The sequence below is a fragment of the Actinomyces denticolens genome, assembly GCF_002072185.1.
Taxonomy (GTDB): Bacteria; Actinomycetota; Actinomycetes; order Actinomycetales; family Actinomycetaceae; genus Actinomyces; species Actinomyces denticolens.
In genome coordinates this window covers 29,940-56,244 of sequence record NZ_MVIW01000011.1, presented here as the reverse complement: position 1 = coordinate 56,244, position 26,305 = coordinate 29,940, and the positions used below count along the sequence as shown (strand labels likewise).

The window sequence follows — 26,305 nt, the reverse complement described above, 5'->3', positions numbered from 1 at the left end:
CTCACGGGACCGGCTCGAGGTCGGCCCAGGCGCCCGCATGGTCGGAGACGACGAAGGCGCGGGTCCCCCAGGCGACCGCGCGCAGGAGGGGCGCGTCCGTCGAGCCCGGGGAGAGCGCGGTGCCCGGCGCTCCCGGCATCCCGTCGGCACCCATGGGCCAGGGATCGGTGAGGAGGTGATCGATGCGCTCGCGGGGCGCCCAGGCGGGGAACGTCGCCCCCTCCCCCAGGGGACGGGCCACCCCCGTCGCCGCGACGCCGCCCGGCCCCATGTTGAGGTCGCCCGCGAGTAGGCGCGGCCCGGGCAGGGTGGTCAGAGCCGCCCAGGCGGCGGCGAGCTGCCGGGCGGCCATGCCGGTGCGCGTGGCCAGATGCGTGGAGGCCAGGGTGATCGAGCCGACTCCGCCGTCCCCGGGGACCTCGATCCGGGCGGCGAGCATGGTGCGGGCGGTGGAGGTCTCGAGGCGGTAGGAGCGGGGGCTCCAGGCGCGTTCGCCCCGTCGACTGAGGGTGGCCGGGCCCCTGCCGAGGCGGCGCACGTGCCAGGAGCACACGGGCAGGCGGGACAGGATCGCGTTGCCGAATCCGGCGGGCCCGCGGCCCTTGATCAGGTGGAGGGGGGCGAGGATGTCATCCCAGGCGCGCTCCAGGGACGAGCGCAGGGGGCGGCGCCGCAGGCCGACCACGGGCCCGGCCCAGGCGGCGGCGAAGCGGTGGTGCTCCCAGCCGAGCAGGCGGGCGAGCTCGCCGGCCTGGTCGAGACCGCCGGAGCGCCTCTGGCGCATATCGACCTCCTGGAGGGCGACGACGTCGGGGGCGAGCGCGGAGATCTGTTCTGCGAGCGCCTCCAGCACGGTCCGTGCGGCGGCGGGGTCGGTGATATCGGCTCCCGCCAAGGAGGCGGTGCCGCTGTCGTGCTCGGCCCCGGCGCCAGGAAGGCAGTGCTGGAGGTTGAGGCTGAGCACCCGGATCACGGGAACCGACTCTATGCCCGCCCGACGCGTCGAAGCCAGTGACGCCGTCCTGCGCCCCCGTCCGCAGCGGCCTCGGGCTCGCCGTCGTCGCCGTCGGAGGAGCCATCGTCGGCCTCGAAGGTGAGGCTCACGGAGTTCATGCAGTAGCGCTGGCCGGTGGGCGTGTGGGGGGCGTCGTCGAAGACGTGGCCGAGGTGGGAGTCGCAGGCGGCGCAGCGCACCTCGGTGCGCACCATGCCGTGGGAGGTGTCGCGCAGGAGGGTGACCGCCCGGGAGTCGGCGGGGTCGTAGAAGGAGGGCCAGCCGCATCCGGACTCGAACTTGGTGGTCGAGCGGAAGAGCTCGGCACCGCAGCCCCGGCACCGGTAGACGCCGACGCGCTTCTCATCCAGGAGGGCGCCGGTGAAGGCCCGCTCGGTGCCGGCCTCGCGCAGCACGTGGTACTCCATGGGGTCCAGGAGGGCGCGCCACTGGGCGTCGGTGCGGGCGATGGCCGCCGGGTCCAGACGGGGGATGTCGGTTCCGGTCTCCCCGGCGGAGGTGCGGTCCGGTGCTGGCGTGGTCGGGTTGCTCGTGGTGCTCACGGGCCCATGGTCGCCCGCCCGCGCCGTTAGCGCGAGCCCGACGGCGCTGTTTTCACGATCCGGGAACCGCGCCATCCGCGGACGCCATCGGCTCCGAACCATCTGCTCCGCCGTCGTCCTGTCCCTGGCCCTCGGCGCCGGGCCCTTCCAGCTCGGCGACGGCGGACGCGCCCTGGGCCGTCTCGATGCGGATGCGGGTGCGCGGCAGGGCCTCGGGGGCCTCGCGCTGCAACCAGACGAGGATCTCCTCGCGCACATGGGCGCGCAGATTGGCGACGTCGATGGGGTTGCGCCCGGAGACGGCGATGCGCAGCATGACCGTCGCGGTGGAGGTGTCGAGGACGGAGAGGGAGGCCAGGCGCCCGTCCCACAGCGGGGTACCGGCGACGACATGCGCGAGTTGGGCGCGGATCGCCTCGATGGGGGCGCGCCAGTCGAGGGCGAGGTCCACCGAGCCCGTGTACTGGGCGGAGCGTCGGGACCAGTTCTCGAAGGGGTTCTGGGTGAAGTGCGTGGAGGGGAGGATGAGGCGGCGGTCGTCCCAGGTCCGCATGACCACGTAGGTCAGCGTGATCTCCTCGACGACGCCCTGCTGGTCCTTCTGGACGACGACGGTGTCCCCCACTCTCATGGCATCGGTGCTGGCCAGTTGGATGCCGGCGAAGACATTGCTCAGGGCGGACTGGGCGGCCAGGCCCATGACCACCGAGAGGATGCCGGCGGAGGCCAGGAGGGATCCCATGGCGACCCGGGCGGCGGGGAAGGTCATGATGACGCCGACCAGCCCGCAGATGATGATGATGGCCTTGGCGACGCGCCGCAGGATCTGGGCCTGGGTCGTCACCCGGTTGGTGCGCCCGGGCTCGCCGCGGGCGCGCACCCCCTCGACGACGAGCGCCTCGACGGCCTTTGTCAGGGAGACGACGAGGAGGGTCGACGCCGCTATGACGCCGATGAGCAGGATGTGGAGGGCGTCGCTGGTCCACTCGGGCGCGTCACTGCTCCCGGCGGCGAACTGGCAGCCGAAGTAGCCGCCCAGGGCGCCTCCCAGGATGACCAGCGGCGTACGGCAGTGCTCCACGAAGTGCGTGTAGTAGCCGCGGCGCCGCGCCATGACGCGCAGGGCGAAGACGATGGCGACGGCGATGAGCGCGCCCGCCAGCGCGAACAGCAGGACCTTCACCGCCAGGGCCGCCACGTCGAAGGTGGCCTCGACGGCGACCTCGACGGTCCCGGGGGTGGCGGTGACGCTCGGGGTGGGCGTGGCCGAGGGGTCGAGCGGGGGCGAGGGGATCGGGGTGGCCGACGGACTGGGGATCGGGGTCGGGGAGGGAACCGGCGGCGTCGTCATGAGCACAGCGTACTGAGGAGGGGCCCGGAGCCGCCTCATGCGGGGGTCGATGAAGGATGGCCGATGGGCCCTCCGGCGTCCATGATCGCCGTCGCGGATCGGAGGCGCCGCTCCTGAGCGGCGCGCTCGCGCTCACCGATCAGCCTGCCACCTGGCGGCGAGCGCCTCGGCGCGTGCGACGAGTCCGGAGACGTCCTCCCCCGTGCTGGCGGCCGCCCAGCCGATGATGAATGCCGTCATGGGCGCAGCAGGACGTGATGGGCCGTGGGCGACGGTTGAGACGAGGTGGAGGAGCTCATCCCGGTGGGCGTCGATGATCGCGCGATCGCTCCCGATCTCGGCGCACAGAGCGTCGAGCCAGCGCTCCATCTGGAACATCCGGCGGGCCTCGTCGTCGTGGCCACTCCGCTTGCGCGCCCCGCGCACGGGCTCAACAGGCACGGACGCCTCCTCTCCATCGTGAGCATCGTCGAGAAGAACACCGATGCGCCGACCATCGAGAGGCACGATACACGCAGCGGCTTCCCGCTGCCTCCCGCAATAGAATTATGCACACGGTCTTTGTCGATATCTCACCTCATCGAGAGCGCGCAGCAGTGGCTCAGAAGCACACTCCACCTGCGACTCCACCATTTCGGGCATCCCGCTCCACTCCTGTCGTCTAGCGTGGTGGGCGATCTGAACCCGTTCCCTGAGCGTTCCCTCAATGAGGAGAGGCCGCGATGCCCACAGGCGACCAGGCGCAGTCCGCGCCTCTGCCCCCATCAGCCACCGCCCCCACGATGACGCCACCCGCCGGAGCGGCGCAGGGTCCGCAGAGCCCCGCCGGCCCGCGTCCCAAGCGCCGCTCCGTACTCGCATGGTCGGCGGTCGCCGCCGGGACCGCCGGACTCGTGGCCGCCGCCACGGACCTGGGCATGCCGGGGATCGGCGCGCCCGCCCGGGCGGAGCAGGCCGAGGGCATGGCCGACGCGGATAAGATCGTCTGGTCCGCCTGCACGGTCAATTGCGGTTCGCGCTGCCCCCTGCGCCTCCAGGTCAAGGACGGCACAGTGGTGCGGGTCCTTCCGGACAACACCGGTGATGACTCCCTGGGCTCCCAGCGCGTGCGGGCGTGCGTGCGCGGACGCTCCATCCGCCACCGCATCTACAACCCCGACCGCCTCAAGAAGCCCCTCAAGCGCAAGGAGGGCACCGAGCGCGGTGACGGCCAATGGGAGGAGATCCCCTGGGAGCAGGCCATCAGCGAGATCGCCGCGAAGATGAGGGACATCAAGTCCCGCCACGGCAATGAGGCCTTCTACATCAATTACGGCACTGGCACACTCGGCTCCACGATGGCCTGCTCCTGGCCGCCGGACCAGACGCCCTTCGCCCGGATGATGAACTGCTGGGGCGGCTATCTGGATCACTACTCCGATTACTCCACCACGGAGATCACCGCCGCCTACCCCTATTTCTACGGGGACTGGACGGCGTCGAACTCCCTGGATGACGCTGCTCACTCCAAGCTCCAGGTCTACTTCGGCAATAACCCTCTGGAGACCCGCATGTCCGGAGGCGGCTGGACCTTCGTCTCCCAGCAGGTCAAGAAGCAGACCTCCGTGCGCACGATCATCATCGATCCGCGCTACTCCGAGACCGCCGCGCTGCTCGGCGACGACTGGATCGCTCTGCGCCCCGGCACCGACGCCGCACTCGTGGCCGGCTTGATCCACGTGATGCTCAAGGAGAACCTGCACGACCAGGCATTCCTCGACAAGTACTGCATCGGCTTCGACGAGGCTCACATGCCGCCCGGCGCTCCAGCCAATTCCTCCTACCGCTCCTACATCGAGGGCAAGGGCGCCGACGGCGTCGAGAAGACACCCGAGTGGGCGGCCGGCATCTGCGGGGTTCCGGCCGAGCGCATCCGCAGACTCGCCCGCGAGATCGCGTCCGCCAAGCCCTGCGCGATCAATCAGGGCTGGGGACCGCAGCGCCATGCCAACGGGGAGAACACCTCGCGAGCGATCTTCCTGCTGGCCTGCGTCACCGGCAATCCCGGTATTCCCGGTGGAGGCACCGGTGGCCGCGAGGGAGCCCCCTCCCTCAAGTTGGACCGCACCTTCCTCACCGGCAAGACGAACCCCTCCAACCGCATCATCTCAGTGTTCTCCTGGCTCGACGCCATCGACCACGGAGAGCAGATGGACACCTTCAACGCCGGGGTCTGCGAGAAACCGGAACCCGGCGTTCGCGCGGCCAAGGTCCCGGTGGACGAGGCCGGTAACCCTACGAACGTGGGCCTGAGCTCTCCGATCAAGATGGTGTGGCAATACTCCGGGAACTCGCTCGTCAATCAGACAGGGCAGAACAATCTGTCCGTTGAGATCCTGCGCGATGACACGAAGTGCGAGCTCATCGTCGTATGCGATATCCAGATGACCGTCTCGGCCCGCTACGCCGACTACGTCCTGCCGGGGACCTCTACGGCCGAGGAATTCGACCTCCATCCCGGGGAGAACGCCTCTCCCATGGCCTACGGCATCATGTCCAGTCAGGCCATCGAACCGCTCTACGAATGCCGCTCCGTGTTCGACATCTGCGGCGCGCTGGCCACGGAGCTCGGCGTCGGCGACGAGTATTACGAGGGCAAGGACCGCGAGGGCTGGCTGCGCGAGATCGTGGAGAAGTCACGCACCAAGGACCCCGATCTGCCCACCTACGACGACTGGGTCGAGATGGGTCTCTTCCGCAAGAACGTCGGCCCAGTCATCCCCCTGGAGGACTTCCGCGCAGATCCCGTGGCCAATCCACTCCCCACGCCGTCGGGAAAGATCGAGATCTACTCCTCCCGCCTGGCCGCCATGGGGGAGAAGTGGACCTGGGACACCTTCCGCGAGCCGCTGCCCGGGGATCACTTGGCCCCCATCCCCGAGTTCACCGCGACCTGGGAGGGAGCGCTGGAGACCCGGGAGTCGGAGAAGTACCCTCTGCAGATCATCGGGCACCACTACCGCCAGCGCACTCACTCCACCTACGGGAACGTGGATTGGATGAGGGAGGCGCACCACCAGTACCTGGCCATCAACCCCATCGACGCCGCACCGCGGGGCATCAAGAATGGCGACCTCGTCTTCGCCTACAACGACCGCGGCACCATCCGCATCGAGGCTCGCGTGACCGAGAGGATCGTGCCCGGCGTCGTCGACGTTCCCCAAGGCGCGTGGTACGACCCCCGTCCCGCCTCCGAGGTGGCCCCACCGCCCGGCGCCAACCCCGACCATCCTGTCGATGTCAACGGCTCGGTCAACACGCTGACCTCTTTGCATCCCTCGCCCTTGGCGAAGGGCAATGCCGTCCATACCTCGGCAGTCCAGGTCGTCAAGGCCTGAAGCGGAAAGGAACCAGGACGATGACTGAGTACGCGGACACCGCCGATGACTCCCTGACCCGCCCCGGAGCGGACTACGGCTTCTACCTTGATCAGACCTTGTGCACGGGTTGCAAGGCCTGCCAGGTGGCCTGCAAGGACAAGCACGACCTGCCCGTGGGCGTCACCTGGCGCCGCGTGGTGGAGTACGCCGGCGGCTCCTGGCGGATCGACGGCGACACCTTCGTCCCCGATGTCTTCACCTACTACACCTCCGTGTCCTGCAATCACTGCGAGAACCCGATCTGCGTGGAGGTCTGCCCGACGACGGCGATGAGTCGACGCGACGACGGCACGGTGTACGTCGATGGCGACAAGTGCGTGGGCTGTCGCTACTGCCAGTGGGCCTGCCCCTACGGCGCCCCGCAGCTCGACCCCCGCACCGGCCACATGTCCAAGTGCGACCTGTGCTACGACTACCGCTCCACCGGCCAGGACCCGGCATGCGTGGACGCCTGCCCCTCCCGCGCCCTGCACTGGGGGCCCATCGAGGAACTGCGCGCCGAGCACGGCGATGAGGCGGGGATCTCGCCTCTGCCCGACCCGTCCTTCACCAAGCCCCATCTGGTCATCAAGCCTCACCGCGATGCGCAGCGCTGGGACGGCGGCACGGGCGCCATCATGAACCCCAAGGAGATCTGATGAATGCCGCCGAATTGCCGATGATCCTGTTCACGGTCCTGGCCCAGATGTCAGTGGGGGCATTTCTCACGCTGGTGCTCATCCAGTCCTACGGAGCGGTGCGCAGGATTCCCGCGGCGAGCATCGATCGCGTCACCCATGCCGCGGCCTTCGCCGTCGGCCCCCTCCTCGTGCTGGGGTTCCTGGCCGCCTTCTTCCACCTGAACGACCCCTTTCACGCGCTGAGCACCTTCCGGCACGTCGGCACGTCCTGGCTGAGCCGTGAGATCGCCTTCGGCGTTCTCTACGGCGCGCTCGGCCTCCTCACCACCGCGATGGAGTGGTTCTCCTGGGGGCCCCGGCGCGCCCGCCAGGCGCTGGCGGTCCTCACCGCGCTGTCGGGAGCGGGGCTCGTCATCGCGATGACCTGCGTCTACTACTCCGTGCGCACCATCCCGGCATGGCACACCCCCGCGACCTGGATGCTGTTCGTCGGCTCCACGCTGCTGACCGGGCCGCTCGCCGTCGGGGTCGCCCTGCTCTTCTCCTGGACGAGGCAGCGGGTTCGCGAGAAGTGGGGCGCGCGGACGGCGTGGAGCCGGTTCCTCGAACGCCTCCAGGTCACGCGCGAGGAGCCCATGGACGCCGACTGCTCGGGGCTCATCGCCCGATCGATTCAGCTCACCGCCGCCATCGCGTCAGTCGCCGGAGCGCTACTGCTCGTCGCCTACCCCTTCTGCCTCATGCGCTTGGCCGGCGCGGGAAGTGGGGAGGAAGAAGCCGCCGACCATGTGCTCGCGGGCCTCTCCGAAGGGCCCGTGCTGGGCGTGCGACTGGTGCTGCTGGCCGCCGTCGTGGTGCTGATCAGGCTCGTGGCCCATCAGCGGGCGAAGGAGTCCTCGCAGCCCTCGCGCGTCCTGGTGTGGGTGATGATCGTGGCCTGCATCATGGCCGTGGTCACCGAGCTCATGGGGCGCGCCATCCATTACGAGGGTTTGTTCCATGTCGGGATCAACACGCTGCAGACGGGTCTGGGGCAGTGACCCCGGATGATGCACGGAGCGTCGCGGGCTCACAGCAAGGTTGGAAAGGGGCGGGCCGCCGGGCCCTGAGCATCGATGATCTCGATGCCCTCGCCGCAGCGCTCGGAGCCCTCGGCCGTCTGCACCTGGCCCCCGCCAGCGCCGAGGAAAGAGCCGACGTCGTCCCCCTCCTGGAGGAATGGCCTCTCGACGCGCTGCCGGTGAGCGAGGAGACGGCCGAACTCGCCAGGAGGGCGAAGGCGCTCCTGGCGGCCTCCCTCGCCGACGGCGAGACGCAGGAGGCCACCGCGGGGGACCAGGACGCCCTGTATGGGATCAGTCGCGGCGCGATCGTACCGCCTTTCGAGTCGGTTCATCGTGGGGAGGAGGGACTGGTTTTCGATACCCACACCCTCCAGGTGCGCCAGGAATTCCGGGCCGCGGGCCTGCGGGCGCCCCATCTGGGCCGTGAGCCTGACGACCACCTCGGCCTGGAGCTGGAGTTCGTGGCCCGCTGCTGCGCTGCCGCCGCGGATTCGCTGGGGGGCGGGGAGGCCGGCGCGGCCGGCATCCAGGTGGAGCGCGCCCGCGACTTCAGCGTGGAGCACCTTCTCGTCTGGGCACCGTCGATGCTCCAGGAGGCAGCCGCCCATGCCCGTACGAATTGGATGCGGGGCCTGTGCTCCCTCACCCTCGCCGCACTGGCCACCTGGGTGGAGGCGGCCGGGATCGAGGCGCCCGCCGGCCAACCCGCGCGAGTGCGGATCGCCCGTCGGCAGGGATGGGCGTGAGCATGCCCCGGCAGTCGTTCACGCCCTACGAAGCACCTGCCCAGGAGGATGTCGGCGCCCGCGCCGTCCGGCTCGCCACTGCCCTGGCGGTGCTGTCGATGATGACGTCCGCGCCGCCGTCGCCCGGGCTGCTGGAGAACCTGCGCGAGGCCGACATGCTTGACCGCTGGCCTCTGCGCGACGAGCAGTCGGCGGCAGGTGTGGCGATGCTGCGCGCGGTGGCGCTGGCCCGCGATGGGGCGCTGCACGAGGACTTCCAGGACCTCCTCGGGCCGGCGGGGAGGATCAGCCCGGTGCTCCCCGACGACGAAGTTGCGAGCATCGTCGCCGACTGCTCGGCGCTGGGATTCCGAGCGCCGCATTCAGGGGGCCTGCCGACCGGGCATATCGCCGCGCTCATGGCCCGCGCCGGGTTCCTCGCCACTGCTCGGGGCCAGGCGATCCATGCCGGGGACCACGTACAGGCGGAGGCTCTCCGAGCGGCGCTTGCGAGGCTCATCGGCGAGAGCCTGGGGCCCTTGGCCGAGCAGGTGGCGCGCGAGGCGCAGGAGCACGCGCGGACGAGTATGTACGCCGCACTGGCGCCGCTGCTGCGCGGGGCGGTCACGGAAGCGGACTCTCTCTGCTCCCAGCGAGCGCCCATGGCGGCGGGGACGGCGGATGATCAGGCGCCGGGCGATGGCTGATCCGACTGCGCTGCTGGAGTTGCTGCGCTCGCGGGACCCCTACGAGCGAGTCATCCTGGTGTGCGCGGGCCTCGCGCCGCCCAGGGTGGGGCGCCACGATCTCGTCGTCGTCTGGGACGAGTGCCTGGGCGGGGGCGAGTGCCGGGGCGGCGAACCACAGGACAAGGATGATGCGGTCGACGGCGCCTCTGGTGCCCCGGTGGGGCGGGCCGGTCTGGCGGCGCGGCTCCTCCATGCCGGAGCGCGCCGCGTGGAGGCCGTCGCCTGCCCTGGTGGCGCTCTGATCATCAGCCTGTGGGCGAGGCTCACTCCGGGGCTCGTCGGTCCGTACACTCCTGGCGGCCGGCACCCGCTGCGTCGGGGGGAGGTGCTGCGAATCGATGCCATGCCGCTGCCCCGCAGGAGCCTTCTGCGCCTGGGGAACCCGCCGGAGCCGCCACCGGATGGGCAGGCAGGCGCATTGGCGGCGCTGAGCGGTCTGGAGGCCGAGGGCCGGACCCGCGTCGACCGCGATGCCCTGGCGGAGATCAGCGCCGCCGGTCGCAGGCTCGTGGCGCGGGACTGCACGAGTTGCGGGGTCTGCACCGCTGCCTGCCCGGAGCGGGCCCTGGAACTCATCCTCACCCCGGGTGACGATGAGGAGTCCGGGAGGGCCTCATTGCGGGGGCTCGTCCATGACCTGGCGGCGTGCCGCTCCTGCGGAGCCTGCGTCGAGGCCTGCCCCGTGGCCGCGCTGGCCCCGGCGGGGCGGGTGTCACTGCGCGAGGCCTGGGCCGACCGCCATGAGGTCTTGGAGGTGCAGGAGGTCAAGGCCTGCGATCACTGCGGCAATCCGCATCCGGCTCGGGAGGGCGGGCTCTGCGCCCTGTGCTCCGCGCGGCGGCGCTCCCCCTTCAGGGCGGAACTGCCCGCAGAGGCGCTGGCCCAGCTGCCCGCGAGCGTGGTGGCCGCCATCCGCCGCTCCCGGAACCCGGTCGAGGATTCCGGAGAAGCTGCCGGGCTTCGCTCCCGGGGCGCCGGAACCGGGCTCGGGCGCAGGATCCCGAGATGAGCGAAACCCCTGGAGCCTTGTGGGTTCCAGGGGTTATCGCCGTGGCTCCGACCGGCGTCGATCCGGTGACCTTTCGATTTTCAGTCGAACGCTCTACCAACTGAGCTACAGAGCCATGGGATGCGATCGGCCCGATCATCATCTGATCGGGCCGACCCTTCCGCGACCTCGACGGGACTTGAACCCGCGACCTCCGCCGTGACAGGGCGGCGCGCTAACCAACTGCGCCACGAGGCCTCGTGTGGCACGAAGCCGGACTCTATTCGAGTTCTTCCACTCGCACAAGCCGTACCCCCAACGGGATTCGAACCCGTGCTACCGCCGTGAAAGGGCGGGGTCCTAGGCCGCTAGACGATGGGGGCCCAGATGCCCTTGGCGTCGCCGCGCCTCGAACCAGATAGAACCTTAGGGGGCGCCGCCGAGGGCGCGCAAATCGGCCGGGCGTGAGTCGCCTCACCACGACGGAATGGCACCGTGGCACTATGAGGCCATGGCACCGGCCCACCTGACCGCGGAGGAGTTCGAGGACGCCGTCGACGCCGGTCTCGGCCTCATCCCCGGCGCCCTCCTCGACCAGATCGACAACGCCGCCATCATCATCGAGGCCGAGCCCGACGCCGAGCTGCTCACCCCCGAGGATTACGACGACGACGGTCTGCCCACCCTCCTGGGCTGCTACGACGGCATCCCCCTGACCGAGCGCGATGACGGCTGGTCCGGGGTCCTGCCGGACCGGATCCTCATCTTCTCCGGACCCTTGGAGCGCTGGTGCGACAGCCGCGAGGAGCTGGTCGAGGAGATCGCCGTGACCGTCATCCACGAGATCGCCCACCACTTCGGCATCTCCGATGAGCGCCTCCACGAGCTCGGCTGGGAGTGAGCCCCGCCGCACTCCGCCACTCGCCGCCACCCGCTCCCCCGACTCGGCGCCATCCTCTAGGGTGCTGGGCATGACGTCCCTCGACCCGAGCCCTGCCACCACCCCTGCGGCCGGCGCCCACTGCGCCGGACGGACGCGCGTGGGCCGGCGCCCCGTGCTGATCGCGGCCCTGCTGGGAACAGCGGGCCTGGCCGCCTGCGGCGAGGACTCCTCGGACTCCGGCGCCGCGCCCGAGCAGAGCCCGTCGGACGCGCCCTCCCCCGCCGAGACGACGTCGGAGCCCGCCCAGGAGCCGACCGCCGCGCCATCGGAGACGACGGCCCCCGATGACCCGCTCGCGGGCTGGCCCCTGGAGGAGAAGGTCGGGCAGCTCCTCATGGTGGGCGTGGACGCCACCACCCCCTCGCAGGCCTCCAAGGACGCCGTGACCGCCCATCACGTGGGCAATGTCTTCCTGTCCGGGCGCTCCACCGCCCCCGCCCCCACGATCAGCCGCACCGTCTCCGCGTTCACCGGGCTCGCCGAATCCGCCACCCGCGGCACCGCCATGCTCGTGGCCACTGATCAGGAGGGCGGGAATGTCCAGGTCCTGTCCGGCTCCGGATTCTCCTCCATCCCGTCGGGCACCGAGCAGGCGGGGCAGTCGCGCGAGCAGCTGGTCGCCTCCGCCACGGCCTGGGGCCAGGAGCTCGCGAGCGCCGGGGTAACGATGAACCTGGCGCCGGTCGCCGACCTCGTCGACATCGCCGGCCCCACGTCCAACGCCCCCATCGGCCAGTGGCACCGCGAGTACGGTCACGACGCCGCCACGGTGAGCTCACAGGCGAGGGCCTTCGCGGAGGGGATGCGCGCCGCCGGCGTCACTCCCGTCTTCAAGCACTTCCCCGGGCTGGGCAGGGTCAAGGAGAACACCGACACCGCCTCGGGCGTCACCGACTCCGCGACCACGCGCACCGGGGACCCCGCCGTCGCGATCTTCGGGGACGCGATCGCGGGCGGCGCCGAGGCCATCATGGTCTCCTCCGCCTACTACCCGCAGATCGACGCCGGCGCCCCCGCCGTCTTCTCCTCCACGATCGTCACGGACATGCTGCGCACCGAGATGGGCTTCACCGGCGTCATCATCACCGATGACGTCTCGGCCGCCATCCAGGTGCAGGACTGGGGGGCGGGCGAGCGCGCGGTGAAAGCAGTGAGCGCGGGCTGCGACCTCGTCCTGGCCTCGGCCGACGCCTCGGTGGCGGGCGACATGGCGACGGCGCTCGTCTCAGCCGCGCAGTCCGATCCGGCGCTGGCGGCGCGGATCGATGAGTCGGCCCGGCGGATCCTGGCGCTCAAGAGCGCCAGGCAGGGCGGATGACCGGGAGTCACTATCCCGTGTACCCGGGGCGCAGGGCGATCGATTGCACCGTGGGGTCGTCGACGAGGAGGCCTCCGCTCCGGAACCGCGACGCACCATGGATGGCCATAATGCTGGACGCCTCGCCCGAGGACATCCCGTATCGGCTCATCGTCAGATCGGCATCCGGATCAGCCGGCACGTCCAGGACGAACACGTAGGCGTCCATGAAAGCGAATTGAGAGAATGACAGCTCATCGCTCAGCGGGATAGAGAAGTGCGACTTCAGGGCGCCTGTCGGCAATTCCACCCGATAAGCCTCCCCTTCCCTGGTGACGACCTGCAGCTCTCCATCAATAATTCTGTTGGCGGCACCACTGATATCTTGCGAGGAGAAATCGAGAGGAGTCCCGGACGCGTCAATGACGGGGATTATCCTGCGCTGGCCCGAAGAGGTGTCCCAGGCCTGGATGACGAGAGTGGCGGCCGTGGGATCCAGGCCATTGCCGGGATCGGCCTGCGGGTGGGATCGCTTCGCGGTCGGGACGTAGATCACGTCAGTGTCGCACGTGTAGTAGTTCAGTGCGGCATCCAGGGAATCATCATGCTCATCCGTTCCGAGAATAACGGGAAGATCGCCCCCCTCGGCGTGCGGATAGACTTGGACGAGCGCGTCGAAAGGGCCATTGCTGTCGGGCAAGGTGATTCTCGAGCCGATATCCGGGGCGTAGCCGGTGTTGACGATGGACACCACCCTGTCCCCGCAGTGGCCATTGCTCGCGAACATTCCGTTCTGATCCGAGCGCCCCTTGATGCCCGTCTTATCACCGACGATGACGCTCTGCACTCCCGCGCGCGAGTAGAATGCCATGTAACCCTGCGAGTCCGATGTGGAGTACCCGCCAACCTCATACCCCTCATCCACCCCTCGGGGGAATGAGGTCACACCACTACCGTCAACATGATATTCATCATTCCTGCCCGAAAAGAACAGTCCCGTCTCATTCCAGACCAGCCCCCCGCCCAGCATATCCTTGACATCGAGGACCTGATAGGACCCTCCTTCATCAACGAGCATGACATACCCCTTACCGACCCCGAGCAAGTCACCTCCAACATTCGGAGAATTGCTGAGCCTGATCGCCAGCACCTTCCCCTCAGTCGTCACCTCCTCACGAGGCGTTGAACGAGCCCCGCAGCCCGAGATCAGCAACGGGGACGAGAACCCGTAGAGCGAGCAGGCGACGACCAATCTCCCCAGCCCCCTCCGCGAGAGGGAGGAACGAGTGCGGCATCCCATCAGCGTCAGAGCCCCCAATAGACCCGCGACACCATCGTCGCCGTCGGGCAGGCCCTGTCGGCCGCCCCGCAAGTAATATAGGCGCACCTAACCTTCAAAGTCGACACTTTCGACAATCTATTTATATAGAGGCAATTATTAGCGCAGTTTGGTGGTGCCGTCCGGGGTGCCGGTGGTGTCGATCTTCTTGGCTAAGCAGTGGTCCCGGTCCAGCCCCTGGGTGTCGCACCAGGCGTTGGCCTGCTCCGGGGTGTCGTAGGCGACGCCGGCCAGGGTCACCCACCAGCCGCCGCCGGCGTCGAAGACCGGCCAATCGTCGCTGTTGATGAGAACGGCGGTGGGCACGCTGCGGCGCGTGGTCTGGAACTCCTCGAGGGTGGCGCGGCTGTCCCAGGTCCTGCCCTCGGCGACGAGGCCCGGCCGCTTGGAGGAGAGCTGGGGCGTCCACTTGCCCTTGAGGGTGGAGGTCACCGTCGTCTTGTCATGGGTCTTCTGCCACTGCAGGGCGCTGGAGGCGGCGGTGTCCTCGAGGGCGTTGTCGGCGGGATGGGTCTCGGACCGTGCGAGCACGGCGACGCTGCCGCTCCCCACCCCCTGGGCGGGCAGGCTGCTGCCTCCGCTCCGATCGGGCTCGACGCCGACACTGATGCTCGGGGCGCTCATGTCCTGCGCTGAGCGGAAGTAATGGCCCGCCCCGAATCTCAGGGTGAGCGTCCTGCCGCCGGAGGGGATGAAGAAGGGAGCGGCGGAGAAGTCGAAGCGGCCATTGGCCACCACGTCGTCGGCCCCACCCCGGCCCGACGGCGCCTTGACGTAGAGGCGGTCGACGCTGCCGGCCAGGAAGTCGCCGTCGGCGCAGGACGAGGTCGCCCTGACCGACACCTGGAGCTCCCCGTTCGACTCGGTCACCGAGGTCGGGTTGAGACTCGGGGCGGTGCCGCAGGCCTCGATGGTGGAGTCCATCGTCACCGAGGGCTCGGCGCTCGGCAGCTGGGAGCCCTGATCCGCGTCCTGTGAGCCCTGGGAGGCGCCGTCGGCGGCCACGACGCTCGCACCCGTGGCATCGTCCCCGCCACGGGTGGTGCCGTACCACACGCCACCGCCCGTGGCGATGACGAGCAGCAGGATGATGACGACGATGAGGAGCCCCCGCTGGGATGACCGCGACTCCTGGGGCAGGGTCGCGGGCTCCGCGGCACTCTGGGGCTGGTAGGGGAGGACCTGCTGGTACGGCACCGGGGCCATGTAGGCCGACGGCGCACTGTAGGCGGAAGGGGCGGAGAACCCCGAGTAGGCGGCCTGCGGCACGGGATCGGCGAAGCTCGTGGGCGCCTGGCTGGGAGTGTCGGCCCAGGCGGCCGCGTCATCCATCGGGGGCAGGGGGGCGACATCGCCCAACCCGGCCTCATCGGCCTTATCAGCGCTGCCGGCTCCTCCAGGAGGGTCAGCAGGGGCGGCCTCATCGTCGGTGAGGACCGACTCGGCGGGAGCGGCAGTACCGTCAGCGGGCTCGCCTCCGGGCTCGTCAGCAGGCTCGTCCCCGCCATCGGCGTCGGCGGCCTCAGAGGCGTCATCGCCGTCGTCGGGCTCGGCCCCCTCGTCAGGATCGGCCTCCTCGGTTCCGGCCTCCGCGGCGCCGGCCTCGGCGTCATCGCCGTCGGGGCCATCTGGATCCTCCGACGCCCCGGACTCCTTCGCACCGGTCCCCTCAGCCTCCGCGGCGCCATCCGCGTCCTCAGCCACGGCGCTTTCCCCGCCATCCTGCTCGCCGGGACCGTCCTCGGCGCTGGCCGCACTGGCCGGTAGGTCCTCATGCGGAGTGTCGGGCTCGTCGTCGAGCTGTCGGGAATCCACGGGAGCCTCCCAGGAGAACGCGGTCAGGGGTGATCACCCGAGGGCCGGGGCGCACCGCCGTCATGCCTCGGCCTCGGGTCTGCCCCGATCCTAACCATGAGCGCGCCGGCCGGGCCAAGAAGCCGTGAGACCAGTCGGCACCGCGCCGCCTGGAACCCCCACCCACGCGGATCAGGGACGACTCAGGGTGGTCACCCATGCCGGGGCGCGCGGCCGCCAGGTACGTTGGGGCCATGACTACGGACTCCGCCTCCTCCGCGCCCCGTCTCCTCACCACCCACCACCGCGCCGAGGACTCCGTCCTCACCGCCCGGTCCCTCACCAAGATATTCGGCAAGGGCGACGCCGCCGTCACCGCGCTGGACAATGTCGATGTCGATATCGCCCGTGCGCGATTCACCGCGATCATGGGCCCATCGGGCTCGGGGAAGTCCACGCTCATGCACTGCCTGGCCGGGCTGGACGCGGTCACCTCGGGCAGGATCATGCTCGACGGCGATGAGATCTCCTCGATGAGCCAGCGCCGGCTCACCCGCCTGCGCCGCGAGCGCATCGGCTTCGTCTTCCAGTCCTTCAACCTGGTCCCCACCCTCAGCGCGGAGGAGAACATCACGCTGCCCCTGGACATCGCCCGGCGCCGTGTCGACCGCGCCCGCTTCGACCAGATCGTCGGCGCCGTCGGGCTCACGGACCGGCTCCACCACCGCCCCGCGGAGCTCTCCGGCGGGCAGGTCCAGCGCGTGGCCTGCGCGAGGGCGCTCGTGGGGGACCCCGCCGTCGTCTTCGCCGATGAGCCCACCGGGAACCTCGACTCGCACTCCACCGAGCAGGTCCTGCAGATCCTGCGCACCTCCGTGGACGAGCTCGGCCAGAGCGTCGTCATGGTCACCCATGAGCCCGAGGCCGCCGCCTGGGCGGACACGGTCCTCTTCCTGCGCGACGGGAGGGTCGTCGCCCAGCTCGACGACCCGGACCGCGACCGCGTGCTCGACGCCCTGCGCGAGCTCGCCGCCGGCGCCGCGCCGTCCGCACCGTCGGCCGACCCGACCGGCACGGGGGCCTGAGCCATGAATCGTGTCGCCTGGCGCTCGATCCGCGCCCATGCCAAGCAGTTCATCCTCACCGCCCTCGCCGTCGTCCTGGGGGTGACCTTCCTGTCCGGGACACTCGCCCTGCGCGGGGTGCTCTCCGAGACCTTCTCCGCCCTCACCTCCTCCACGGCCACGGCCGACCTCTACGTCACCGGGCAGAAGGTCTCCTCGGATGCCAACTCCGCCGGAGGAGGCGCGCTCACCCGGCCCATCGACGCCTCCCTGGAGGAGACGGCGGCGGGCATCGACGGCGTGCGCGGCGCTCACGCCTCGGCCTCCCTCACCGGCGTCCTCGTGGGCTCCGACGGCGCGCCGGTGACCTCCACGGGGGCGCCGACGCTCCTCATCCCCTTCCAATCCGACATCGACGGCGACAAGCTCGTGGCCGGGAGCGCGCCCGAGGGCGGGGACCAGATCATCCTGGAGTCGTCCGCGCTCAAGCGCTCTGGCCTGTCCATCGGGGACACGACCACGCTCGTGGTCCAGGGCTCCCCGCAGGAGGTGCGCGTCGTCGGGGAGCTCAGCTTCGGGGCATCCATGGCGGGGGCGACCGTCGTCGGGATGGACCCGGACTGGCTCATGCCCCTGGCGGCCCCCGATGGCAAGGTGAGCTCCATCGAGGTCGTCATCGACGGGGAGGCGGACGCGGGCGCCGTCAAGCAGGCTCTCGCCTCCCAGGTGCCCGAGGACGTCCGGGTCCAGACCCGTGCCGAGCGCGTCGACGACATCAACGCCTCCGTTGAGAGGATCCTCGGGTACGTCCAGGCCTTCCTCATGGTCTTCGTCGTGCTGGCGATGTTCGTGGGCTCCTTCATCATCATGAACACCTTCTCCATGAGCGTGCGCCAGCGCATCAAGGAGTTCGCGCTCATGCGCGCCATCGGCGCCTCGCCCGCATCCGTGTTCCGCGTCGTCATCCTCCAGGCGCTGGCGGTTGGCGCGGTGGGCTCGGCGCTGGGCGTGGCCGGGGGCTTCGGCCTGACCCGGCTCATCGTGATGGCGCTGGAGTCGATGGGGATGCCGCTGCCCGCAGGAGTGCCGATGACCAGCAGCGTCATCATCACCTCGCTCATCGTCGGCGTGCTCGTCACCGTCATCGGCGCCCTGCTGCCCGCCCGCGAGGCCGCCCTGGTCGCGCCGGTGGAGGCCATGCGGGGAGTGTCCGGGGCCCGCGAGAAGTCCCTCGCGCTGCGCGGCTCGATCGGGATGCTCCTGGCGGCGGCGGGCGCGGCGGGCGTGATCGCCGCCTGGCTGGCGGACGACCTGCCCCATCGGACCGCCGCGCTCGGTGGCGCGGCGGGCGCCCTGCTCATCGGCCTGCTCATCGCCTCGCCCGTGCTGTCGCGCCCCATCGTCACGCTCATCGGCCTGCCGCTGCGGCTCATCCGCCCCGGCGGGCGCCTGGCGGCGCGCAACATCGTGCACAACCCGCGCCGCACGGCCGCGACCTCGGCCGCCCTGCTCATCGGCATGACGCTCGTATGCGCCGGCGCCATCATCGCGGCCTCGATGCAGCGCTCGGTGTCCTCGATCGTCAACGACTCCCTGCACGCCGACTTCATGGTCCAGCCCGCGTCCGCGGCCTCCACGGGCGCCCAGCTCTCCCCGGAGGCGGCCTCCCAGATCGAAGCCGTCGACGGCGTCGCCTCCACCACCAGATTCGCCGGCTACCTCGTGCAGACCACGGGGCCGGACGGCGCGCAGAGCACCGGCTACCTCAACATCGTTGAGCCCGCCGACTTCCAGGCCGCCTACGACCCGAACATGGTCAGCGGCTCCTTCACGGACATGGACGCCGACCATGTCATCGCCTTCGAGAACTCCGGGCTCAAGGCCGGGGACACGGTGACGATCACGGGGAGCATCGGCAGCCGCGAGGTGACGGTCGCCGGCATCGCCGATACTCAGGGCATCACGGGAACGGTCTGGGCGACACCGGACGTGGCGGCCGCCGTCGGATCCCTCTCCGGAACGGTGACGACCCAGGCCGACCAAGTACTGGCCAGCCCGATGGGCATGTTCGTCACCCTGGAGCCCGGGGCGGATGCCGTGGCGGTCAAGGATCGGATCAAGGAGATCGTCAAGCCGACCTACATCTACGCGGTCCAGGACGCCGACGAGATCTCCGACGCGGCGGGGCAGCAGGCGACGCGGATGCTCGCGATCCTCTACGCCCTGCTGGGCCTGTCGATCGTCATCGCGATCCTGGGCATCGTCAACACCCTCGTGCTCTCGGTGACCGAGAGGACCCGCGAGATCGGACTCATGCGCGCCATCGGCCTCGGCAAGGCGCAACTGGCCTCGGAGATCGTCGTCGAATCGGTGCTCACGGCGCTGTACGGCACGATCCTGGGCGGCGCCACGGGCGTGCTCCTCGCCGGGGCCCTGCGCGCGGTGCTGGAGAAGCAGGGACTCACGGAACTCGTCATCCCGTGGGGCCAGCTCGTGGCGATGATGGTGGTGTCCGCCGTCGTCGGGGTCATCGCGGCCGTGTGGCCCGCCCTGCGGGCCTCGCGCCTGCCCGTCCTGGAGGCGATCGCCACCGAATAGCCCGCGCGAGACCGGTCGTTGTTGTCATCGAGACCGGCCCTGAGGGCCGGTCTCGATGACAACAACGACCGGTCTCGCTCTCAGGGGAGGGCGGGTCATGGGGACGGGGCGACAGCTAGGCTCGGAGGATCATGCGATTCCTGCCCGTACCGGACGCGCCGCTGACCGCACCTCCCACGCACTCCACCCGAGCCATCCTGGTCTGGCTGCTGCGGCGCGCGGCCGCGCCCTTCGCCGTCGCCTGCGCGGCCTCCATCGTCGCCAACGTCATCCAGGCGATCGTCCCGGCGTTCCTCGGCGCCGCCCTCGACTCGGGCATCGAGCACGGCCTGACGCCCCGCATCTGGAACCTCGCCCTGGGCCTGCTCGCCCTGTTCTGCGTCTACGCCGTCGGGGACACGATACTGTCCTACTTCTCCACCCTCGTTCGCCTGCGCATCTCCTTCGACATCGATCGGCTCGTCGGCCGCCAGGTGACCACCACCGGCTCCACCCTGGGGCGCCAGACCTCCTCCGGCGAGGTCTCCTCGATCGTCGCCTCGGACTCCGATTCCATCGGCACCTTCTTCCAGCGCGCGGTCCCGGTCATCGGGGCGGCGATCTCCTTCGCGGTCGTGGCCGTGCTCATGCTGCGCACATCCCCGCTGCTGGGCACGATCGTCATCGTCGGCATGCCGCTGACGGCCTGGATCGTCACCCTCGTCATCAAGCCCCTCCAATCACGCCAGTCGCTCCAGCGCGAGGCGCAGTCCGACGTCACCACGATCACCACCGACACCGTCGCCGGATTGCGGATCCTGCGCGGCATCGGCGGGGAGGAGGTCTTCGCCGACCGCTACCGGCGGGCCTCCCAGGAGCTGCGGCGCCGCGGCGTGCAGGTGGCAGGCACCCAGTCGATCCTCATGAGCCTGCAGGTCCTCCTGCCGGGGCTGTTCGTGGCCGCCATCGTGTGGGCCGCGGCCAGGCTGGCCATCGAGGGGGAGATCACCGCCGGCGAACTCGTCACCTTCTACGGCTACACCGCCTACCTGTCCTGGCCTCTCATGGTCTTCTCCTCCTCGGTCCAGGAGTACACGCGCGCCGTTGTGGGCGTGCGCCGCCTGCGCCGCCTGCTCGAGACCGCGCCCACCGCCGGGAGCGTCGCCGAGCGCGAGCGCCTGGAGGAGGACATCCGCAGCACCGAGCCCATCACCGGGGAGCTCCGCGACACCGCCTCCGGGGCCCGCTTCGCCCCCGGGCTCATGACGGCGATCGTCGCCCCCGACCCAGACATCTCCGCAGCCCTGGCCACGCGCCTGGGGCGCTTCGACGACGGCGCCTCCCCCGTCACGCTGGACGGCACCGATCTGCGGGAGATGGGACTGGCCCGGGCGCGCGCGAGCATCGTCGTGGCCGGGGCGGAGGCCCAGCTCTTCACCGGGACGCTGCGCCAGGCCCTCGCCGGGCGCGCCGCCCCCGACCCGATCCCCGTGGGTCCGGCCGAGCTGGCCGTGGCGGAGGCCCGGCGGGCCGGGGTCGCCGACGTCGACCAGCAGGTCCGCCCGCAGCCGCGCCAGGCCGACGGGGACAACCGCCTCCTGGCCGCCCTGGAGGCCGCCGACGCGAATGACGTCCTCACCTCCCTGGACGCCGGCCTCGCCGGGATGATCACGGAGAAGGGCCGGTCGCTGTCCGGCGGGCAGCGCCAGAGGGTCGCCCTGGCCCGGGCCCTGCTCACCGAGGCGCCCGCCCTCGTGCTCATCTCCCCGACCTCCGCCCTCGACTCCCATACCGAGGCGCGCGTCGCCCAGCGGATCCGCTCGGCGCGCGCCGGGCGCACCACAGTGGTGGTCACCGAGTCGCCACTGGTCCTGGCGGCCTGCGATGAGGTCGTCCTCCTCGACGGCGAGGGCCGCGAGCGCGCTCGGGCCACCCACCGCGAGCTGCTCTCGCGCGCGGGCGCCGGGGATGAGGCGGCTCTGGCCTACCGACGGATCGTGGCCCGGGCCACCGGAGCCGAGGGCGCCCCCGCCCCGCCCGTCGCTGCCGGAGCGGCGGGCGAGCACGGCGAGCGCGATGAGGAGGCGGCTCACTGATGGCACTCCCCCTGGCCCCCGGTCGCGTCGCCATGCGCAAGGCCCTGGGCATCATCTCCGCCTACCGCTGGCGCTTCGTCGGTGTCCTGGCGCTCCAGATCGCCGCGGTCCTGGCCACGCTCGTCGCCCCGCAGCTGCTGGGCCGGCTCGTCACCCGCGTCTCGCAGGGAACCGCCAGCGCCTCCTACGTGGACGGCGTCGTGGGGGCGATCGTCGTCGTCACGCTCCTGGGGGCGGTCATCAACCGCTACGCGCAGATGCACGCGCGTACCCTGGGCGAGTCGGTGTTCGCCGACCTGCGCGAGCGAATGATGACGCGGGTGGTCCACCTGCCCCTGTCCGCCGTCGAGTCCGCGGGCACCGGTGACCTCGTGGGCCGCACCACCAACGACATCTCCCGCATCGAGTTCCTCGTGCGGGTCGGGATCCCGCAGATCATGGTGTGCGTGGTGACGATCGTCTTCACGGTGCTGGCCGCCTTCACCGCCGACTGGCTCCTCGCCCTGGCCCTGGGCGTCATCGCGCCGCCGGTGTGGGCCACGATGCGCTGGTACCTGCGCCGCGCCGTACCGGTCTACCGGGCGGACCTCGCCGCCGTGGCGCGCTTGAACGGGACGGTCTCGGAGACCGTCGAGCACGCCGAGACGGTGGACGCACTGGCCATGGGCGCGCGCCGCGAGGCGGCCCTGCGGGCCGACATCGCCGAGGCCTGGAGCCTGGAGGAGCTGGCAGCGCGCCTGCGGCTCATCATGTTCCTCATCCTCGACGTCGCCTGGCGGGCCCCGGTGGTCGTGGTCCTGCTGTGGGGCGGGTTCCTGGCCTCCCGCGGCTGGACCGGCCTGGGGGAGATCACGACGGTGGCGCTGTACGCCATGGAGATCCGCAAGCCGATCGGCCAGCTCATGTTCTGGATCGACCTGCTGCAGGTGGCCCAGGCCGCCCTGTCGCGGATCATGGGGGTCGAGGAGGTCCCGCCGGACCGGGCCCCCACCGGCCAGATCCCCCGGGACAAGCGGATCGTTCTCGACGACGTCCGCTTCGCCTACCGCGAGGGCGTCGAGGTGCTGCACGGCATCTCCCTGGAGCTCGTGCCCGGGGAGCGCCTGGCCGTCGTCGGCCCGTCCGGCTCGGGCAAGTCCACGCTGGGGCGGATGCTCGCCGGTATCAACCCGCCGACCTCGGGCGCGGTGACCGTCGGAGGAGTGAGCCTGACGGACCTGACTGAGACCGAGCTGCGCGGGCACGTGGCCCTCGTGACGCAGGAGCACCACGTGTTCGTCGGCTCGATCGCGGACAACCTGCGCCTGGCGCGCCCGGACGCCGACGACGCCACCCTGCGCCGCGCGCTGGCCTCCATCGGCGCCGAGGCCTGGGTGGACGCCCTGCCCGAGGGGATGGAGACACGCGTCGGCTCGGGGAACCTGGCGCTCACGCCGGCCCAGGCGCAGGAGGTCGCCCTGGCGCGGCTGGTCCTGCTCGACCCGCACACCCTCATCCTCGACGAGGCGACCTCCCTGCTGGATCCCGGTGCGGCCCGACGCCTGGAGTGCGCGCTGTCCACCGCGCTGGCGGGGCGCACGGTCATCGAGATCGCCCACCGGCTGTCCACGGCGCACGACGCCGACCGGATCGCCGTGGTCATGGACGGCATGATCACCGAGCTGGGCACGCATGACGAGCTCGTGGCGCTCGACGGCGAGTACGCGTCCCTGTGGGCGACCTGGAGCCGTTCCTGAAGGACGATGGACCCTTTCCCCCTCGGCGCGGCGGCGCGGCGCCCATGCGTGCACGCGTGGGCGCCGCGCCGCGCGGTGTGACATCCTTTGTGGAGCATTCGCGCCCCGCGCCCGACCGCGCATCCGACCAGGAGGGTCAACCATGAGCGAGACTCCCACCACGCCGCCCCCGCCAGGCGCCCCCGGCTCCCACGGCTCGACCAGCCGGAGTAGCGCACGCGGCCCGCAGCCGACGATCGGCGAGCTCATCGCCCGGATCTCGGAGAACGTCTCCGGGCTCATCCAGGGGGAGATCGACCTGGCCAAGGCCAAGGGCAAGCGGATGGCCGCGAACCTGGGGCTCGGCGCGGGGCTGCTCGCCGCGGCGGGGGTCCTCGCGCTGTTCGCCTTCGGGATCCTCCTCGGGGGCATCGTGCGCCTGCTGGCGCTCGCGCTGCCGCTGTGGGCCGGCTACCTCATCGTGGCAGCCGTCCTGTTCATCATCGTCGCGATCCTGGCGCTCCTGGGCGTCAAGCACCTCAAGAAGGGCCGCAGCGACGTCCCGGCGCCCCAGGAGGGTCTGCGCACGAGCGCGGAGACCGTGAAGTCCGCCGTCGCCTCCGGCCTGAAGAAGGGAGGCGAGGCGCTATGAGCGCCCAGCCCGATTACGGCATCATGCCAGGCGGCCAGTCGGGCACCCCGGGGGCCGCGGGAGCGACCGGGACAACCGGCGCGGCGGCATCGCCTGCCCTCTCCGCAGCGCCGTCAGCGGTGCCCCCGGCGCCATCGCCCTCCGGGGCGCCCGTGCCTTCAGCAGTGCCGCCACTGCCGCCGCGCCCCACCGCGCCCCAGGAGCTCCCGCACCGCTCAAGCGCGACTCCCGCCCCCCAGGCCCCCGCACGGCCCGAGGAGGCGTCCGCGCCGTCGAGCCCCGAGGAGATCCAGGCGGCGCTCAATGCCCGTCGCGCCGCCCTGGCCGCCGACGCCGAGGCCCTGGGTGAGCGCCTCGCCCCCGCCGCCGTCAGGGCCGTCGCGAGCCAGAGGGCCTCCACCGCCCTGGCCGCCGCGCGCGGCCGCGCCGAGGAGGCCGGCGCCCGGGCCCGTGCCTTCGTCGACGCCCACCGGCACGACTCCCCCACCCAGGTCGCGAAGAGCGCCGCCACGCGCGTCAAGCGCTTCCTCGATGACGCCGCCGACGGCGATCCCCTCGCCCTGGGGGTCGTCTCCCTGGTCGGCGCCGCCCTGGCAGGCGGCGGCATCACCGGTCTTGTCAGGCTCGCCCGGGCGGACCGGCGCCAGGCCTTCCCGGCGGAGTGACAGGAGCCCACATGAGCGAGCGAAGCGGAACGGCGCCGACGCCCGAGGAGATCGAGGCCCGGCTGCGCGCCCAGCGCGAGGCACTGGCCGGCAGCGTCGATGAGCTGGCGGCGCGCGTGGACCCCCGGGCCCAGGCGCGCGCCGCGGGAGAGGATCTCAAGGAGAGGGCGCAGGAGACCGCTGCGGACCTGCGCGAGCGGGCCGGCTCCCTGCGCGACCGCGTCTCCGAGACCCTGCACCGCGCCCAGGTCGGCGATGAGGAGGCGATCCGCTCCACCGCCACCGTCGTGGCGGTGGCCGGGGGCGCCATCGCGGCCGCCGTGGCCCTGGGGCGCCTGCTGCGGCGTTGACCCGCCCCTGTGATCGGGCCCGCGCCGGCGAGGTCCCGGAATCCCAGCAGCCGCGCCGGTCCCGTCCTCCGAGCGCCGAATGGTGCTCATGCTCGGTGACGATGTACGGTTGCCTCACGACACATTAGCCCATGCACACGCGCGCCCTGAGCGCGCTCAGAGACACGTTGGAGGGGGTCGAGCCTATGGGGCGCGGCCGTCAGAAGGCCAAGGCGACCAAGGTCGCCCGCAAGCTCAAGTACTTCAGCCCGGAGACCGATTACGCGGCGCTCGAGCGCGAGCTCTCCACCGCGTCGGGGCCCGAGGGCGACGACGAGATCGATTACGAAGCACTGGCCTCCAAGTACGACATCCCGGACGACGGCTCCGAGTGGGACGCCCCCGGCGAGGCTGCGCCCAGCCGGGGCGGTCGGCGCCGCTGAGGCGGTCACGGGCGGCGTCGCCGGGCGCGCTCCCTGTCAGTGCTCACTCAGCCCCCACCGTGCTCCCAGGTTCGTCACCTTACGGTTGACCCGCTCTTGGAGAGCGTGGGGCCGTCGTCCGCTCCCACGCGGGCGATCCGGGCCAGCGCGCCCGCGCAGTACCTGCCTATCAGGACCTGCGGGTGGACCGCGCCGAGAGCTCATCTCGACGAAGGGAGACACTGCCGATGGCACACAAGGACGAAGCGCAGCCCAGCGAGTGCGGCGCCTCCGCGCCCCGGATCAGCCCTCTCAACGAGGCCGAGACCGCCTGGATCGACATGCTCGTGTCCCAGGCCGATCAGGCCGGGCTCATGGCTTCACCAGCAGCGCTCCAGGACTTCCTCGTGGCCGAGCGGACCGCCTGGTCATCGGTCGCCCCCGAGGAACGGGAGGACCCGAACCCGACCGTCTCGATGATCGGCGCCGCCCTGGGCCAGATGCTCGTCGACCAGTGCGACCTCTCCTGGGCGCTGGTCACCGACGAGTACGGGACGGATGCCGCCGTGGTCGGCGATCCCGGCCAGATCACCCTGTTCCCCATCAATGCCGTCGCCAAGCGCTGGACGGGGCAGAGCGAGGGGGACCTGGCCGACTACGTGGAGGGCACCCACCGGGCCATTGAGCGGCTCCGGCACGCCGAGGCCACCGCGTGAGCAGGTCCTTCCCTTCCCGCCCACAGGACCCTCGACGCCGACGGCGTCGATCCCCTGACCCTGAGCAGCCGGCCCACATCCTTGATGCGCGCGGTCCCTGATCGCGCGTAGAGCCGGGCCCCTGAGAATGGCGCCGGGCGCACCCGTGGTGCGCCCGGCGCCGTCATGCCCGCGGGCCGGCGGCCACGTCCCCTCGGGCGGGGCGGCAGGCGGCCCCCCGGCC

Annotated in this window: 23 protein-coding genes and 3 tRNA genes; 17 read left to right on the top strand and 9 right to left on the bottom strand. The window is 71.1% G+C overall.

Going from position 1 to position 26,305, the window contains the following annotated elements:
- Nucleotide 1: 1 nt before the first annotated feature.
- The 4 genes from B1H55_RS04635 to B1H55_RS04620 form a co-directional block, all read right to left on the bottom strand.
- A complete protein-coding gene (locus B1H55_RS04635; RefSeq protein ID WP_077240550.1) occupies nt 2-973 on the bottom strand; it encodes an endonuclease/exonuclease/phosphatase family protein in 972 nt (323 codons plus the stop codon).
- Nucleotides 974-984: 11 nt separating this feature from the next.
- The gene (gene msrB / locus B1H55_RS04630) at nt 985-1,632 is read right to left on the bottom strand and encodes a peptide-methionine (R)-S-oxide reductase MsrB (RefSeq protein WP_370427858.1); all 648 of its coding nucleotides are present in this window, start codon (nt 1,630-1,632) and stop codon (nt 985-987) included.
- Nucleotides 1,610-2,908 carry a mechanosensitive ion channel family protein gene (locus B1H55_RS04625; RefSeq protein ID WP_080461612.1) on the bottom strand — a complete coding sequence of 433 codons (1,299 nt, stop codon included), beginning with the start codon at nt 2,906-2,908 and terminating at the stop codon, nt 1,610-1,612. The genes msrB and B1H55_RS04625 overlap by 23 nt, the downstream gene beginning before the upstream one ends.
- A 132-nt stretch (nt 2,909-3,040) precedes the next feature.
- Complete coding sequence (locus B1H55_RS04620; protein WP_231952738.1) at nt 3,041-3,349, bottom strand: DUF6457 domain-containing protein; 309 nt, start codon at nt 3,347-3,349, stop codon at nt 3,041-3,043.
- Between the two features lie 281 nt (nt 3,350-3,630).
- Between B1H55_RS04620 and B1H55_RS04615 the strand changes: the two genes are divergently transcribed.
- The 6 genes from B1H55_RS04615 to B1H55_RS12225 are packed head-to-tail and all read left to right on the top strand — an operon-like array spanning nt 3,631 to nt 10,494.
- Nucleotides 3,631-6,285, top strand: coding sequence for a DMSO/selenate family reductase complex A subunit (locus B1H55_RS04615; RefSeq protein WP_305790825.1), 2,655 nt, complete (start codon nt 3,631-3,633; stop codon nt 6,283-6,285).
- A 20-nt stretch (nt 6,286-6,305) separates the two neighbouring features.
- Entirely contained in the window at nt 6,306-6,965 is a 660-nt protein-coding gene (locus B1H55_RS04610; protein ID WP_073453027.1) for a DMSO/selenate family reductase complex B subunit, read from the top strand.
- Complete coding sequence (locus B1H55_RS04605; RefSeq protein WP_077240552.1) at nt 6,965-7,987, top strand: dimethyl sulfoxide reductase anchor subunit family protein; 1,023 nt, start codon at nt 6,965-6,967, stop codon at nt 7,985-7,987. The genes B1H55_RS04610 and B1H55_RS04605 overlap by 1 nt, the downstream gene beginning before the upstream one ends.
- A complete protein-coding gene (locus B1H55_RS04600; RefSeq protein WP_157750253.1) occupies nt 7,984-8,757 on the top strand; it encodes a TorD/DmsD family molecular chaperone in 774 nt (257 codons plus the stop codon). The genes B1H55_RS04605 and B1H55_RS04600 overlap by 4 nt, the downstream gene beginning before the upstream one ends.
- Nucleotides 8,754-9,443: a hypothetical protein gene (locus tag B1H55_RS04595; RefSeq protein WP_143221383.1), complete on the top strand. Its 690-nt coding sequence runs from the start codon at nt 8,754-8,756 to the stop codon at nt 9,441-9,443. Before B1H55_RS04600 ends, B1H55_RS04595 begins: the two co-directional genes overlap by 4 nt.
- Nucleotides 9,436-10,494, top strand: coding sequence for a 4Fe-4S dicluster domain-containing protein (locus B1H55_RS12225; RefSeq protein WP_096519385.1), 1,059 nt, complete (start codon nt 9,436-9,438; stop codon nt 10,492-10,494). The genes B1H55_RS04595 and B1H55_RS12225 overlap by 8 nt, the downstream gene beginning before the upstream one ends.
- A gap of 42 nt (nt 10,495-10,536) precedes the next feature.
- Here B1H55_RS12225 and B1H55_RS04585 read toward each other — a convergent pair.
- From B1H55_RS04585 to B1H55_RS04575, 3 genes are all read right to left on the bottom strand, one after another.
- A tRNA-Phe gene (locus B1H55_RS04585) sits at nt 10,537-10,609 on the bottom strand.
- 48 nt (nt 10,610-10,657) lie between these two features.
- Nucleotides 10,658-10,731, bottom strand: a tRNA-Asp gene (locus tag B1H55_RS04580).
- 52 nt (nt 10,732-10,783) lie between these two features.
- Nucleotides 10,784-10,856, bottom strand: a tRNA-Glu gene (locus tag B1H55_RS04575).
- A gap of 128 nt (nt 10,857-10,984) precedes the next feature.
- Between B1H55_RS04575 and B1H55_RS04570 the strand changes: the two genes are divergently transcribed.
- Nucleotides 10,985-11,374, top strand: a complete 390-nt coding sequence (locus B1H55_RS04570) for a metallopeptidase family protein (RefSeq protein WP_073453017.1) — start codon at nt 10,985-10,987, stop codon at nt 11,372-11,374.
- A 70-nt stretch (nt 11,375-11,444) separates the two neighbouring features.
- Nucleotides 11,445-12,734: a glycoside hydrolase family 3 N-terminal domain-containing protein gene (locus B1H55_RS04565; RefSeq protein WP_080461608.1), complete on the top strand. Its 1,290-nt coding sequence runs from the start codon at nt 11,445-11,447 to the stop codon at nt 12,732-12,734.
- A gap of 10 nt (nt 12,735-12,744) precedes the next feature.
- Here B1H55_RS04565 and B1H55_RS04560 read toward each other — a convergent pair whose 3' ends face one another.
- Nucleotides 12,745-13,791 carry a hypothetical protein gene (locus B1H55_RS04560; protein ID WP_096519383.1) on the bottom strand — a complete coding sequence of 349 codons (1,047 nt, stop codon included), beginning with the start codon at nt 13,789-13,791 and terminating at the stop codon, nt 12,745-12,747.
- Between the two features lie 360 nt (nt 13,792-14,151).
- Complete coding sequence (locus tag B1H55_RS04555; protein WP_077240556.1) at nt 14,152-15,867, bottom strand: hypothetical protein; 1,716 nt, start codon at nt 15,865-15,867, stop codon at nt 14,152-14,154.
- Between the two features lie 233 nt (nt 15,868-16,100).
- Between B1H55_RS04555 and B1H55_RS04550 the strand changes: the two genes are divergently transcribed.
- The 9 genes from B1H55_RS04550 to B1H55_RS04510 all read left to right on the top strand — a co-directional run bounded on the left by B1H55_RS04550 (nt 16,101) and on the right by B1H55_RS04510 (nt 26,082).
- On the top strand, nt 16,101-16,931 hold the full coding sequence (locus B1H55_RS04550) for an ABC transporter ATP-binding protein (protein ID WP_073453096.1): 831 nt from the start codon (nt 16,101-16,103) through the stop codon (nt 16,929-16,931).
- 3 nt (nt 16,932-16,934) lie between these two features.
- Complete coding sequence (locus B1H55_RS04545; RefSeq protein ID WP_073453011.1) at nt 16,935-19,508, top strand: ABC transporter permease; 2,574 nt, start codon at nt 16,935-16,937, stop codon at nt 19,506-19,508.
- A gap of 131 nt (nt 19,509-19,639) precedes the next feature.
- Nucleotides 19,640-21,583 (top strand): ABC transporter ATP-binding protein, encoded by a 1,944-nt coding sequence (locus B1H55_RS04540; protein ID WP_231952736.1) that lies wholly within the window; start codon nt 19,640-19,642, stop codon nt 21,581-21,583.
- Nucleotides 21,583-23,319 (top strand): ABC transporter ATP-binding protein, encoded by a 1,737-nt coding sequence (locus B1H55_RS04535; protein ID WP_077240557.1) that lies wholly within the window; start codon nt 21,583-21,585, stop codon nt 23,317-23,319. Before B1H55_RS04540 ends, B1H55_RS04535 begins: the two co-directional genes overlap by 1 nt.
- A 142-nt stretch (nt 23,320-23,461) precedes the next feature.
- Complete coding sequence (locus tag B1H55_RS04530; RefSeq protein WP_073453007.1) at nt 23,462-23,950, top strand: phage holin family protein; 489 nt, start codon at nt 23,462-23,464, stop codon at nt 23,948-23,950.
- On the top strand, nt 23,947-24,615 hold the full coding sequence (locus B1H55_RS04525) for a hypothetical protein (RefSeq protein ID WP_077240558.1): 669 nt from the start codon (nt 23,947-23,949) through the stop codon (nt 24,613-24,615). Before B1H55_RS04530 ends, B1H55_RS04525 begins: the two co-directional genes overlap by 4 nt.
- Before the next feature lie 11 nt (nt 24,616-24,626).
- Nucleotides 24,627-24,965, top strand: coding sequence for a DUF3618 domain-containing protein (locus B1H55_RS04520; RefSeq protein WP_077240559.1), 339 nt, complete (start codon nt 24,627-24,629; stop codon nt 24,963-24,965).
- A 185-nt stretch (nt 24,966-25,150) separates the two neighbouring features.
- Complete coding sequence (locus tag B1H55_RS04515; RefSeq protein WP_077240560.1) at nt 25,151-25,387, top strand: DUF3073 domain-containing protein; 237 nt, start codon at nt 25,151-25,153, stop codon at nt 25,385-25,387.
- Nucleotides 25,388-25,614: 227 nt separating this feature from the next.
- Nucleotides 25,615-26,082: a DUF3806 domain-containing protein gene (locus tag B1H55_RS04510; protein WP_073452999.1), complete on the top strand. Its 468-nt coding sequence runs from the start codon at nt 25,615-25,617 to the stop codon at nt 26,080-26,082.
- Nucleotides 26,083-26,305 lie beyond the last annotated feature (223 nt).